This window comes from Pseudomonas sp. GG8 (assembly GCF_052976945.1).
In genome coordinates, this window is record NZ_JBRIIP010000001.1 from 673,180 (window position 1) to 686,570 (window position 13,391).

Annotated in this window: 9 protein-coding genes, 2 tRNA genes and 2 rRNA genes; 12 read left to right on the forward strand and 1 reads right to left on the reverse strand. The window is 54.2% G+C overall.

Going from position 1 to position 13,391, the window contains the following annotated elements; translation table 11 throughout:
• The first annotated feature begins 9 nt into the window (after window positions 1-9).
• Together ACVBEG_RS03355 and ACVBEG_RS03360 are read left to right on the forward strand one after the other, a co-directional pair.
• Window positions 10-771 carry a tetratricopeptide repeat protein gene (locus tag ACVBEG_RS03355; protein ID WP_322177851.1) on the forward strand — a complete coding sequence of 254 codons (762 nt, stop codon included), beginning with the start codon at window positions 10-12 and terminating at the stop codon, window positions 769-771.
• Complete coding sequence (locus ACVBEG_RS03360; protein WP_330201839.1) at window positions 771-1,100, forward strand: YqcC family protein; 330 nt, start codon at window positions 771-773, stop codon at window positions 1,098-1,100. The genes ACVBEG_RS03355 and ACVBEG_RS03360 overlap by 1 nt, the downstream gene beginning before the upstream one ends.
• Window positions 1,101-1,124: 24 nt before the next feature.
• Here the strand turns inward: ACVBEG_RS03360 and ACVBEG_RS03365 are convergent, their stop codons facing one another.
• Complete coding sequence (locus ACVBEG_RS03365) at window positions 1,125-1,550, reverse strand: DUF4124 domain-containing protein (protein ID WP_330201840.1); 426 nt, start codon at window positions 1,548-1,550, stop codon at window positions 1,125-1,127.
• Window positions 1,551-1,953: 403 nt separating this feature from the next.
• Between ACVBEG_RS03365 and ACVBEG_RS03370 the strand changes: the two genes are divergently transcribed.
• The 10 genes from ACVBEG_RS03370 to ACVBEG_RS03415 all read left to right on the forward strand — a co-directional run bounded on the left by ACVBEG_RS03370 (window position 1,954) and on the right by ACVBEG_RS03415 (window position 13,374).
• Window positions 1,954-3,678 carry an acetolactate synthase 3 large subunit gene (locus ACVBEG_RS03370; RefSeq protein ID WP_219063790.1) on the forward strand — a complete coding sequence of 575 codons (1,725 nt, stop codon included), beginning with the start codon at window positions 1,954-1,956 and terminating at the stop codon, window positions 3,676-3,678.
• Between the two features lie 2 nt (window positions 3,679-3,680).
• Complete coding sequence (ilvN, locus tag ACVBEG_RS03375) at window positions 3,681-4,172, forward strand: acetolactate synthase small subunit (RefSeq protein WP_219063789.1); 492 nt, start codon at window positions 3,681-3,683, stop codon at window positions 4,170-4,172.
• A gap of 46 nt (window positions 4,173-4,218) precedes the next feature.
• A complete protein-coding gene (gene ilvC, locus ACVBEG_RS03380; RefSeq protein ID WP_219063788.1) occupies window positions 4,219-5,235 on the forward strand; it encodes a ketol-acid reductoisomerase in 1,017 nt (338 codons plus the stop codon).
• Window positions 5,236-5,390: 155 nt separating this feature from the next.
• Window positions 5,391-6,248, forward strand: coding sequence for a CDP-diacylglycerol--serine O-phosphatidyltransferase (gene pssA / locus ACVBEG_RS03385; protein WP_322177854.1), 858 nt, complete (start codon window positions 5,391-5,393; stop codon window positions 6,246-6,248).
• A 65-nt stretch (window positions 6,249-6,313) separates the two neighbouring features.
• Window positions 6,314-7,327 (forward strand): protein-methionine-sulfoxide reductase catalytic subunit MsrP, encoded by a 1,014-nt coding sequence (gene msrP / locus ACVBEG_RS03390; RefSeq protein ID WP_447107393.1) that lies wholly within the window; start codon window positions 6,314-6,316, stop codon window positions 7,325-7,327.
• Window positions 7,327-7,959, forward strand: coding sequence for a protein-methionine-sulfoxide reductase heme-binding subunit MsrQ (msrQ, locus tag ACVBEG_RS03395; RefSeq protein ID WP_322177856.1), 633 nt, complete (start codon window positions 7,327-7,329; stop codon window positions 7,957-7,959). Before msrP ends, msrQ begins: the two co-directional genes overlap by 1 nt.
• 483 nt (window positions 7,960-8,442) lie before the next feature.
• Window positions 8,443-9,981: ribosomal RNA gene (locus tag ACVBEG_RS03400) — 16S ribosomal RNA — on the forward strand.
• Window positions 9,982-10,064: 83 nt separating this feature from the next.
• Window positions 10,065-10,141, forward strand: a tRNA-Ile gene (locus ACVBEG_RS03405).
• A gap of 30 nt (window positions 10,142-10,171) precedes the next feature.
• Window positions 10,172-10,247 (forward strand) — tRNA-Ala (locus ACVBEG_RS03410).
• 236 nt (window positions 10,248-10,483) lie between these two features.
• Window positions 10,484-13,374: ribosomal RNA gene (locus ACVBEG_RS03415) — 23S ribosomal RNA — on the forward strand.
• Together the 16S and 23S rRNA genes with 2 tRNA genes alongside form the textbook arrangement of a ribosomal RNA operon.
• Window positions 13,375-13,391 lie beyond the last annotated feature (17 nt).

Below are 13,391 nucleotides of genomic sequence, written 5' to 3' on the forward strand. Positions count from 1 at the left end.
GGATGTGATGTGAATAAGTGGTGGATTCCTGCGGTAACGGCTTTGGCTTTGCTTAATGGCTGTGCCAGCGTGCAGCGTGGCTCAATTCCGGTGGTGGACTCCGGTAGCAAGGTCTCCAACAGTGAGCGTATCCCCGCCAACAACAAGGGCACGTATCGGCCCAATGTTGCCCAGCCTCAGCAGCGGCAAGCGATCCCGCAAGATTCAGGTGTAGTGGTGATGGTGCCTGGCGGTGGTGGTAGTTCTGCGCCGATCCAGAGTTACGCGGCGCCAATCAATACTGCGCCGATCAGCACCAGCCCGATCGATACGTCGCCGATCAGCCCATCGCCGATCAACTCTGCCCCCGTGAATACGGCGCCCGCTAATACCGGCAACTACGGCGCGCCTGCGCCTGTAATGCCGAGCGGTATCCCAAGTGGTGGCGGTTTGTCTGCGGACGAACAGCTGGATGGCCCGGTCTTGTCGTTGCTCACGACGGCTCAGCAGCAACAAGCCAGCGGCGATCTGAATGGCGCGTCGTCGAGCCTTGAGCGTGCCCAGCGTGTGGCGCCCCGTGAGCCGCAAGTGCTTTACCGTCTGGCGCAAGTGCGTCTGGCTCAAGGGGATGCAGCGCAGGCCGAACAGCTCGCTCGCCGTGGCCTGACTTACGCCAATGGACGGCCAAGTCTGCAGGCAAGCCTGTGGGGTTTGATTGCCCAATCGCGTGAGAAGCAGGGGGATCCGGCTGGCGCAGCAGTGGCCCGCCAAAAAGCCAAGGTCAGCTTCTGATGGATAGGCGCTTCCCTCGGATCGCAGAGCAATTGCTGCTGATCGAGCGTGAACTGCGTGTGCTGGGTTGGTGGAGTGATCTGCCACCCAGTGAGCAGGCGTTGGCCAGTCGCGAGCCTTTTTCCGTGGATACGCTGGAGTTCGACCAGTGGTTGCAGTGGATTTTTCTACCGCGGATGAAAGTCATCCTCGAACAGGATCTACCCTTACCCAATGCGTCGGGTATTCTGGAAATGGCCGAGATGGTCTATGCAAGCCGTCAGGGTGAAGCTCGACAGCTTCAGCAACTGCTGGCGCAGTTCGATCGACTGATCACCGAGGTCAGTTGACGCTCGGCTCTTTGCCTGGCGCGTTTACTGGCAGTTTTCGCTAATGGTTTTTTGGGTTTCGGCTATTCGGGTCTGACGCTCTTCCTCGGTCAAACGCCTCACGTCTCCATTCACTTCCTCACGCAGGCGCGGATTGTTTTGAAGCTGGACCAGATTGGTCCTTACGTCTTCGCAATACTTCGCCCGTTTGGTCTCCTGCACCGCAATCTGTTTTTTGACTTTGCTTTCTATTGCTTTCTGGTCGCCCTGCACGCTGCCTGCCGCCGGGGAAGGGCGGGGAGGGGCTGGCGGAGCCTTCTGCACATCAATCTGTTGCGTCGACTGCCCGGCTGGCGGTTGCGCATCAAAATGAGTCTGGCCTTGGGCATCGACCCATTTATAGATCTGCCCGGCTTGGCTGGTGGCGCTCACTGTAAACAAAAGAGCGGCCGCTAGGGTCCTGTAGCGCATGGTGCCTCCTTCGATGGCTGTGCACCGGCAACCTACCATAAGTGCATGCCAGCAGCCGTCACTCAGTGACTTTTCATGCGGTTAGTCGGAAGAAAGCGCACGGATGACTTGACTTGAAGAGGTCTAATCACAACAATCCAACGTTCGCTGTAGATGGACTGCCAGAAGCAGACCCTCTCGGTAGATCATGAGGCGCACATCCGCGTCGACCTGTAACACCCGCAACGCGTTACCTCGCGCTGGGTGGGAAAGCCCCGCAAACACTTTGGGGACCTCCCAATACTTGCTCAGTCAGTGCTGACGTAGTCGGCGACCACCGTCGCTCATGCTCTGCTAGCAGTAAACCTATTAAGACCCGTCCCTTTTTTGTGGGCGGTATTCTGGCGTTTTAGAGGTGAACAACGTGGAGCTTTTATCTGGCGCTGAAATGGTCGTCCGCTTTTTGCGTGACGAAGGCGTTAAGAATATCTATGGGTACCCTGGTGGTGCCCTCCTGCATATTTACGACGCGCTGTTCAAAGAACCGGCTGTGACTCACATCCTGGTTCGTCATGAGCAAGCAGCAACTCATATGGCTGACGGTTACGCCCGTGCCACCGGTAAAGCCGGTGTGGTACTGGTGACTTCGGGCCCTGGCGCGACCAATGCCATCACTGGCATCGCAACCGCCTACATGGACTCGATCCCGATGGTGATCCTGTCTGGCCAGGTTCCGAGCACCATGGTCGGCACCGACGCGTTCCAAGAGACCGACATGATCGGTATCTCCCGGCCAATCGTGAAGCACAGCTTCATGATCAAAAGCGCTGCGGAAATTCCTGAGGTCCTGAAAAAAGCGTTCTACCTGGCGCAATCCGGCCGTCCTGGTCCGGTGGTGGTTGATATCCCGAAAGATATGACCAACCCGGCCGAGAAGTTCGAATACGTCTTCCCGAAAAAAGCCAAGCTGCGCTCTTATAGCCCGGCTGTGCGTGGTCACTCGGGGCAGATTCGCAAGGCAGTGGAAATGCTGTTGGCGGCCAAGCGGCCGATCATCTACGCAGGCGGCGGCGTCATTCTGGGTCATGGCTCTGCGCCATTGACCGAGCTGGCACAGCTGCTGAACGTACCCGTCACCAATACCTTGATGGGGCTTGGTGCTTACCCGGGCAACGACCGACAGTTTCTCGGCATGCTCGGTATGCACGGCAGTTACACCGCCAACCTGGCCATGCACCATGCTGACGTGATCCTGGCGGTCGGTGCGCGGTTTGATGACCGAGTGATCAACGGCCCGGCAAAATTTTGCCCGAACGCCAAGATCATCCACATCGATATCGATCCGGCTTCGATCTCCAAAACCATCAAGGCCGACGTCCCGATCGTAGGCCCGGTAGAGAGCGTGTTGACCGAAATGGTCGCCACCCTCAAGGACATCGGCGAAACCCCTAACAAGGAGTCGGTTGCCAGTTGGTGGAAGCAGGTCGATGAGTGGCGCGCTGATCGCGATATGTTCCCTTACAACAAGGGTGACGGCAGCATCATCAAGCCTCAGACCGTTATCGAGACGCTCAGCGAAGTCACGCGTGGCGATGCCTACGTGACCTCCGACGTGGGTCAGCACCAGATGTTCGCAGCTCAGTACTATCGCTTCAACAAGCCTAACCGCTGGATCAACTCCGGCGGACTGGGCACCATGGGCTTCGGTTTCCCGGCGGCCATGGGTGTCAAGCTGAACTTTCCAGAAGCGGATGTCGCTTGTGTGACGGGTGAAGGCAGTATCCAGATGAACATCCAGGAGCTGTCCACCTGCCTGCAGTACGACTTGCCGGTGAAGATCATCAACCTGAACAACGGCGCGCTGGGTATGGTGCGTCAGTGGCAGGACATGAACTACGGCGCTCGTCATTCACATTCCTACATGGAGTCCTTGCCGGACTTCGTAAAACTGGCCGAAGCCTATGGTCATGTCGGGATGCGAATCACTGAGTTGAAAGATTTGAAGCCGATGATGGAAGAAGCCTTCGCCATGAAGGACCGCCTGGTGTTCCTTGATATCAAGGTTGATACCAGCGAGCACGTCTACCCGATGCAGATCAAAGACGGCTCCATGCGCGATATGTGGCTGAGCAAGACGGAGCGGACTTAATCATGCGGCACATCATTTCTCTTTTGCTGGAAAACGAACCTGGTGCATTGTCACGGGTTGTTGGTCTGTTTTCGCAGCGCAACTACAACATCGAAAGCCTGACCGTGGCGCCGACTGAAGACCCGACCCTGTCGCGCCTGACGTTGACCACCGTGGGGCACGATGAGGTGATCGAGCAGATCACCAAGAACCTCAATAAATTGATTGAAGTGGTCAAGTTGGTCGATCTGTCTGAAAGCGCGCACATCGAACGCGAGCTGATGCTGGTCAAGGTCAAGGCCACTGGCGCCCAGCGCGCCGAGATCAAGCGCACCACGGATATTTTCCGTGGGCAAATCGTTGACGTATCCAGTAGCGTGTACACCGTGCAACTGACCGGAACGAGCGATAAACTGGACAGCTTCATTCAGGCTATCGGCACTTCGGCGATCCTGGAAACAGTACGCAGTGGCGTGACGGGCATTGCCCGTGGCGACAAAGTGCTGAGCATTTAACTCATTACGCAAATGGCCTGAACGGCCAGGATAACAGGGGAATTTCATGAAAGTTTATTACGACAAAGACTGCGACCTTTCGATCATCCAGGGCAAAAAAGTGGCCATCATCGGTTACGGTTCCCAGGGCCACGCTCAAGCGTGCAACCTGAAAGACTCCGGCGTAGATGTCACTGTTGGTCTGCGCAAGGGTTCGGCTACTGTCGCCAAGGCTGAAGCTCATGGCTTGAAAGTGACTGACGTTGCTTCTGCTGTTGCTGCTGCTGACCTTGTCATGATCCTGACCCCGGATGAATTCCAGTCCCAGTTGTACCGTGACGAAGTCGAGCCGAACCTGAAGAAAGGCGCAACCCTGGCTTTCTCCCACGGCTTCGCGATCCACTACAACCAGGTCGTGCCTCGCGCTGACCTCGACGTGATCATGATCGCGCCGAAAGCACCGGGTCACACCGTGCGCTCCGAGTTCGTCAAAGGCGCAGGTATTCCTGACCTGATCGCTATTTACCAGGATGCATCCGGCAACGCCAAAAACGTCGCACTGTCCTACGCTTCGGGCGTTGGCGGCGGCCGTACCGGTATCATCGAAACCACGTTCAAAGACGAAACCGAAACCGACCTGTTCGGCGAACAAGCCGTTCTGTGCGGCGGTACCGTTGAGCTGGTCAAAGCAGGCTTTGAAACCCTGGTTGAAGCTGGCTACGCGCCGGAAATGGCTTACTTCGAATGCTTGCACGAATTGAAGCTGATCGTTGACCTCATGTACGAAGGCGGTATCGCCAACATGAACTACTCGATCTCGAACAACGCTGAATACGGCGAATACGTGACCGGTCCGGAAGTGATCAACGCCGAATCGCGTCAGGCCATGCGCAACGCCCTGAAACGCATTCAGGATGGTGAGTACGCCAAGATGTTCATCAGCGAAGGTGCCACTGGCTACCCTTCGATGACTGCCAAGCGTCGTAACAACGCTAATCACGGCATCGAAATCATCGGTGAAAAACTGCGCTCCATGATGCCGTGGATTGCAGCGAACAAGATCGTCGACAAAGCCAAGAACTGATCCCTGGTTCCAGGATTTTGTTTTGGAAAAACGCGGCTTCGGCCGCGTTTTTTCGTTTTGGTTGCACGCTTCTGGTATAAAGCTGCATCGTTTGATGACGAACCCTCGTCGCAAACATCTGTCGAAACTCTCCACACCGTTGCAAGGTATTGTCCATGAGCGAACGTCCCGAAGAGCCAAACCAGGCCTCTGACGCCGAAAGCCTGCTACCGATCGATGAGCACATTGAAGAAGGGCATGATGCCGAAGGGCGTAAGGTCCGGCATCGTGGTATCTATCTGCTGCCTAATCTGTTCACTACAGCGAACCTTTTTGCTGGCTTCTATTCCATCATCAGCTCGATGAGTGCGCAGAGCGCGTTGAGTGCTGGCGATCAGGTCGGGGCGAGCAAGTATTTTGCCTTTGCCGCTATCGCCATTTTCGTCGCGATGGTACTCGACGGTCTTGATGGTCGTGTCGCACGCATGACCAATACTCAGAGTGCCTTCGGTGCCGAGTACGACTCGCTCGCCGACATGGTTGCCTTTGGTGTCGCGCCCGCCTTATTGGCGTTTGGCTGGGCATTGGGGGATATGGGCAAGGTCGGCTGGATGGTCGCCTTCATCTATGTCGCCGGTGCTGCGCTGCGTCTGGCACGGTTCAACACTCAGGTCGGCAAGGCCGACAAGCGCTACTTCATTGGCCTGGCCAGTCCGGCTGCGGCGGGTGTTGTGGCGGGAACGGTCTGGGCCTTCAGTGACTACGGCATCCAGGGATCGAAAATGTCGTTTCTGGTTGCTTTGCTGGTGGCTGCCGCTGGCATGCTGATGGTCAGCAATATCAAATACAACAGTTTCAAGGAGTTGGATCTCAAGGGGCGCGTGCCTTTTGTCGCCATTCTTGCCGTCGTATTGGTCTTTGCGGTCGTGTTCAGTGATCCGCCTCGTATCCTCCTGCTCGTGTTCCTTGCCTACGCAGCCTCAGGGCCAGTGCAATATTTGTTACGACTTCGTCGTCACAAATCGGCTGAGTGATCTGCAATTTCTACCATACTCCACAGCCTACTGGTGCATAAGTTCCTCTAGCTGTGGAGTCATCAATGCTAATCAAGCTACCTGCGGCATCCGCCTGTAAAGAGTCGGATGTTACGCTTGAATCATTCTATATCTCCCGTCGCGCATTGCTCGGTAGCTCCATCGCCGGACTGGCCATCAGTGCGCTGCCGCGCTGGGCCAGTGCCGCTGATCCTTCTCCCTATGCGGGGGTAGAACCGGGTTCTGCGCCTGCATGGTTCAACGCAAAACTGCCTGATACCAAATGGCAGGCCGTCACCGTCAAGGGTGAGGCGATTACGCCATTCAAGGACGCAACTCACTACAACAACTTCTATGAGTTCGGGACCGACAAGGGTGACCCTGCGAAAAATGCGGGCACCTTGAAAACCGAGCCGTGGAGTGTGGTGGTCGATGGCGAGGTTGGAAAACCAGGGCGTTATGCGCTCGAAGACTTCATGAAGCCCTATCAACTGGAAGAGCGAATCTACCGACTGCGTTGTGTAGAGGCCTGGTCGATGGTCATCCCCTGGATCGGCTTTCCCATATCGGAATTGCTTAAGCAGGTGGAGCCCACTTCGAAGGCCAAGTACATCCGCTTCGAAACACTTCAAGATCCTAAAAGCATGCCTGGCCAGCGCTCCGGCTTTGCCCTGATCGATTGGCCCTATGTCGAGGCCTTGCGTCTGGATGAGGCGATGAACCCCTTGGCTATTCTTGCGGTGGGTATGTATGGGCGGGATCTGGCCAATCAGAACGGCGCGCCTTTGCGTCTGGTCGTGCCATGGAAGTACGGCTTCAAAAGCGTGAAGTCGATTGTGCGTATCAGTCTGGTCAGCGAGCAGCCAAAAACGACGTGGCAGAGCATCGCGTCGAGTGAATATGGCTTTTACGCCAATGTGAATCCGACTGTGGATCATCCTCGGTGGACGCAAGCGCAAGAGCGACGCCTGCCGAGCGGGTTGTTCAGCCCGAATATCAGGCGGACGGAAATGTTCAATGGTTATGGGGAGGAGGTTGCCTCCTTATATAGCAACCTAGATCTGCGGAAGAACTACTGATGCGTTATCCCTTTTGGCGCGTGGGCGTCTTCGTTGCAGCGTGCGTAGCCCCTATTCTTTGGTTGTATCAGGCCTGGAGCTTTGCTTTGGGGCCTGATCCCGGCAAGATCCTGGTCGATCGCCTGGGGTTGGGTACCTTGATTTTGCTTCTGATCACGTTGGCGATGACTCCGTTGCAGCGGTTGAGCGGTTGGGCGGGATGGATCGCGGTCCGTCGGCAGCTTGGATTGTGGTGTTTCGCTTATGTGGTCATGCACCTGAGTGCCTATGCGGTCTTTATCCTCGGGTTGGATTGGGCTCAGTTGGGGGTAGAGCTGATTAAGCGGCCCTACATTATTGTCGGCAGTCTGGCGTTTGTTTGTCTGCTGGCGTTGGCGGTCACTTCCAATCGCTATAGTCAGCGCCGATTAGGCGCTCGCTGGAAGAAGCTTCACCGATTGGTTTACGTGATTCTTGGGCTGGGATTGCTGCATATGCTCTGGATAGTTCGCGCAGACCTTAAAGAGTGGGCTGTCTACGCAGTCATTGGAGCATTGCTGTTAGTCCTGCGAATCCCGGCAATTGCTAGGCGTATCCCTCGGTTAAAGGCTCAAAAGGCACCCGCTGTAACAAAGGTCACAATAAGCCCTTGACGCCCCGTAAAATCTGTCTATAATTCGCACCTCTTCCGGAGCAGATGAAACGGAAAACTCTTTGTAAATCAAAGAGTTATCCAGAGTAAGCGGCGAGGAAGGGGTTTTGATCTTCTGGATCGAAAGCGGTAAAAAAGAGGTGTTGACAGCAGCGTGTAACGCTGTAGAATTCGCCTCCCGCTAACGAGAGACGTGAAGTTGATCGAAGCGCAAGTGGTTGAAGTTGCACAGGAAACTTTGAAACTTGTTAAAATAACCGCTTGACAGCAACAAGGGCTGCTGTAGAATGCGCGCCTCGGCTGAGACGAAAGATCTCAACCACCCGCTCTTTAACAACTGAATCAAGCAATTCGTGTGGGTGCTTGTGTTGTAAGACTGAAGTCAACTGATTATCAGCATCACAAGTTACTCCGCGAGAAATCAAAGATGTAACCAACGATTGCTGAGCTAAGTTTAGGGTTTTGTCAAAACCCAAAGATGTTTGAACTGAAGAGTTTGATCATGGCTCAGATTGAACGCTGGCGGCAGGCCTAACACATGCAAGTCGAGCGGCAGCACGGGTACTTGTACCTGGTGGCGAGCGGCGGACGGGTGAGTAATACCTAGGAATCTGCCTGGTAGTGGGGGATAACGTTCGGAAACGGACGCTAATACCGCATACGTCCTACGGGAGAAAGCAGGGGACCTTCGGGCCTTGCGCTATCAGATGAGCCTAGGTCGGATTAGCTAGTTGGTGAGGTAATGGCTCACCAAGGCTACGATCCGTAACTGGTCTGAGAGGATGATCAGTCACACTGGAACTGAGACACGGTCCAGACTCCTACGGGAGGCAGCAGTGGGGAATATTGGACAATGGGCGAAAGCCTGATCCAGCCATGCCGCGTGTGTGAAGAAGGTCTTCGGATTGTAAAGCACTTTAAGTTGGGAGGAAGGGCATTAACCTAATACGTTAGTGTTTTGACGTTACCGACAGAATAAGCACCGGCTAACTCTGTGCCAGCAGCCGCGGTAATACAGAGGGTGCAAGCGTTAATCGGAATTACTGGGCGTAAAGCGCGCGTAGGTGGTTCGTTAAGTTGGATGTGAAATCCCCGGGCTCAACCTGGGAACTGCATTCAAAACTGTCGAGCTAGAGTATGGTAGAGGGTGGTGGAATTTCCTGTGTAGCGGTGAAATGCGTAGATATAGGAAGGAACACCAGTGGCGAAGGCGACCACCTGGACTGATACTGACACTGAGGTGCGAAAGCGTGGGGAGCAAACAGGATTAGATACCCTGGTAGTCCACGCCGTAAACGATGTCAACTAGCCGTTGGGAGCCTTGAGCTCTTAGTGGCGCAGCTAACGCATTAAGTTGACCGCCTGGGGAGTACGGCCGCAAGGTTAAAACTCAAATGAATTGACGGGGGCCCGCACAAGCGGTGGAGCATGTGGTTTAATTCGAAGCAACGCGAAGAACCTTACCAGGCCTTGACATCCAATGAATCTGCTAGAGATAGCGGAGTGCCTTCGGGAGCATTGAGACAGGTGCTGCATGGCTGTCGTCAGCTCGTGTCGTGAGATGTTGGGTTAAGTCCCGTAACGAGCGCAACCCTTGTCCTTAGTTACCAGCGCGTAATGGCGGGCACTCTAAGGAGACTGCCGGTGACAAACCGGAGGAAGGTGGGGATGACGTCAAGTCATCATGGCCCTTACGGCCTGGGCTACACACGTGCTACAATGGTCGGTACAGAGGGTCGCCAAGCCGCGAGGTGGAGCTAATCCCAGAAAACCGATCGTAGTCCGGATCGCAGTCTGCAACTCGACTGCGTGAAGTCGGAATCGCTAGTAATCGCGAATCAGAATGTCGCGGTGAATACGTTCCCGGGCCTTGTACACACCGCCCGTCACACCATGGGAGTGGGTTGCACCAGAAGTAGCTAGTCTAACCTTCGGGAGGACGGTTACCACGGTGTGATTCATGACTGGGGTGAAGTCGTAACAAGGTAGCCGTAGGGGAACCTGCGGCTGGATCACCTCCTTAATCGAAGACATCAGCTTCTTCATAAGTTCCCACACGAATTGCTTGATTCATTGAAAAAGACGATTTAGAAGCAGCCCGAAATTGGGTCTGTAGCTCAGTTGGTTAGAGCGCACCCCTGATAAGGGTGAGGTCGGCAGTTCGAATCTGCCCAGACCCACCAATTTTGTGTGGGAAACGCCTGTAGAGATACGGGGCCATAGCTCAGCTGGGAGAGCGCCTGCCTTGCACGCAGGAGGTCAACGGTTCGATCCCGTTTGGCTCCACCACTTACTGCTTCTGTATTGTAGAGTTTAGAAATGAGCATTCCATCGGTTCGATGGTGAATGTTGATTTCTAGTCTTTGATTAGATCGTTCTTTAAAAATTTGGGTATGTGATAGAAAGTTAGACCGGACAGCACTTTCACTGGTGGTGTTACGGGCTAAGGTAAAATTTGTGAGTTAAATTGCGAATTTTCGGCGAATGTCGTCTTCATAGTATAACCAGATTGCTTGGGGTTATATGGTCAAGTGAAGAAGCGCATACGGTGGATGCCTTGGCAGTCAGAGGCGATGAAAGACGTGGTAGCCTGCGAAAAGCTTCGGGGAGTCGGCAAACAGACTTTGATCCGGAGATGTCTGAATGGGGGAACCCAGCGGTCATAAGACCGTTACCTTACACTGAATACATAGGTGTATGGAGCGAACCAGGGGAACTGAAACATCTAAGTACCCTGAGGAAAAGAAATCAACCGAGATTCCCTTAGTAGTGGCGAGCGAACGGGGACCAGCCCTTAAGCTGTATTGAGATTAGCGGAACGTTCTGGAAAGGACGGCCATAGTGGGTGATAGCCCTGTACGCGAAAATCTCTTTGCAGTGAAATCGAGTAGGACGGAGCACGAGAAACTTTGTCTGAATATGGGGGGACCATCCTCCAAGGCTAAATACTACTGACTGACCGATAGTGAACTAGTACCGTGAGGGAAAGGCGAAAAGAACCCCGGAGAGGGGAGTGAAATAGATCCTGAAACCGTATGCGTACAAGCAGTGGGAGCCCACTTTGTTGGGTGACTGCGTACCTTTTGTATAATGGGTCAGCGACTTATTTTCAGTGGCGAGCTTAACCGAATAGGGGAGGCGTAGCGAAAGCGAGTCTTAATAGGGCGTCTAGTCGCTGGGAATAGACCCGAAACCGGGCGATCTATCCATGGGCAGGTTGAAGGTTGGGTAACACTAACTGGAGGACCGAACCGACTACCGTTGAAAAGTTAGCGGATGACCTGTGGATCGGAGTGAAAGGCTAATCAAGCTCGGAGATAGCTGGTTCTCCTCGAAAGCTATTTAGGTAGCGCCTCATGTATCACTGTAGGGGGTAGAGCACTGTTTCGGCTAGGGGATCATCCCGATTTACCAACCCGATGCAAACTCCGAATACCTACAAGTGCCGAGCATGGGAGACACACGGCGGGTGCTAACGTCCGTCGTGAAAAGGGAAACAACCCAGACCGTCAGCTAAGGTCCCAAAGTTATGGTTAAGTGGGAAACGATGTGGGAAGGCTTAGACAGCTAGGAGGTTGGCTTAGAAGCAGCCACCCTTTAAAGAAAGCGTAATAGCTCACTAGTCGAGTCGGCCTGCGCGGAAGATGTAACGGGGCTCAAACCATACACCGAAGCTACGGGTATCACTTAGGTGATGCGGTAGAGGAGCGTTCTGTAAGCCTGTGAAGGTGAGTTGAGAAGCTTGCTGGAGGTATCAGAAGTGCGAATGCTGACATGAGTAACGATAATGGGTGTGAAAAACACCCACGCCGAAAGACCAAGGTTTCCTGCGCAACGTTAATCGACGCAGGGTTAGTCGGTCCCTAAGGCGAGGCTGAAAAGCGTAGTCGATGGAAAACAGGTTAATATTCCTGTACTTCTGGTTATTGCGATGGAGGGACGGAGAAGGCTAGGCCAGCTTGGCGTTGGTTGTCCAAGTTTAAGGTGGTAGGCTGAGATCTTAGGTAAATCCGGGATCTTAAGGCCGAGAGCTGATGACGAGTGTGCTTAGGCACACGAAGTGGTTGATGCCATGCTTCCAAGAAAAGCTTCTAAGCTTCAGGTAACCAGGAACCGTACCCCAAACCGACACAGGTGGTTGGGTAGAGAATACCAAGGCGCTTGAGAGAACTCGGGTGAAGGAACTAGGCAAAATGGCACCGTAACTTCGGGAGAAGGTGCGCCGGTGAGGGTGAAGCATTTACTGCGTAAGCCCATGCCGGTCGAAGATACCAGGCCGCTGCGACTGTTTATTAAAAACACAGCACTCTGCAAACACGAAAGTGGACGTATAGGGTGTGACGCCTGCCCGGTGCCGGAAGGTTAATTGATGGGGTTAGCTAACGCGAAGCTCTTGATCGAAGCCCCGGTAAACGGCGGCCGTAACTATAACGGTCCTAAGGTAGCGAAATTCCTTGTCGGGTAAGTTCCGACCTGCACGAATGGCGTAACGATGGCGGCGCTGTCTCCACCCGAGACTCAGTGAAATTGAAATCGCTGTGAAGATGCAGTGTATCCGCGGCTAGACGGAAAGACCCCGTGAACCTTTACTATAGCTTTGCACTGGACTTTGAATTTGCTTGTGTAGGATAGGTGGGAGGCTTTGAAGCGTGGACGCCAGTCTGCGTGGAGCCAACCTTGAAATACCACCCTGGCAACTTTGAGGTTCTAACTCAGGTCCGTTATCCGGATCGAGGACAGTGTATGGTGGGTAGTTTGACTGGGGCGGTCTCCTCCTAAAGAGTAACGGAGGAGTACGAAGGTGCGCTCAGACCGGTCGGAAATCGGTCGTAGAGTATAAAGGCAAAAGCGCGCTTGACTGCGAGACAGACACGTCGAGCAGGTACGAAAGTAGGTCTTAGTGATCCGGTGGTTCTGTATGGAAGGGCCATCGCTCAACGGATAAAAGGTACTCCGGGGATAACAGGCTGATACCGCCCAAGAGTTCATATCGACGGCGGTGTTTGGCACCTCGATGTCGGCTCATCACATCCTGGGGCTGAAGCCGGTCCCAAGGGTATGGCTGTTCGCCATTTAAAGTGGTACGCGAGCTGGGTTTAGAACGTCGTGAGACAGTTCGGTCCCTATCTGCCGTGGACGTTTGAGATTTGAGAGGGGCTGCTCCTAGTACGAGAGGACCGGAGTGGACGAACCTCTGGTGTTCCGGTTGTCACGCCAGTGGCATTGCCGGGTAGCTACGTTCGGAATAGATAACCGCTGAAAGCATCTAAGCGGGAAACTAGCCTCAAGATGAGATCTCACTGGGACCTTGAGTCCCCTGAAGGGCCGTCGAAGACTACGACGTTGATAGGTTGGGTGTGTAAGCGCTGTGAGGCGTTGAGCTAACCAATACTAATTGCCCGTGAGGCTTGACCATATAACACCCAAGCAATT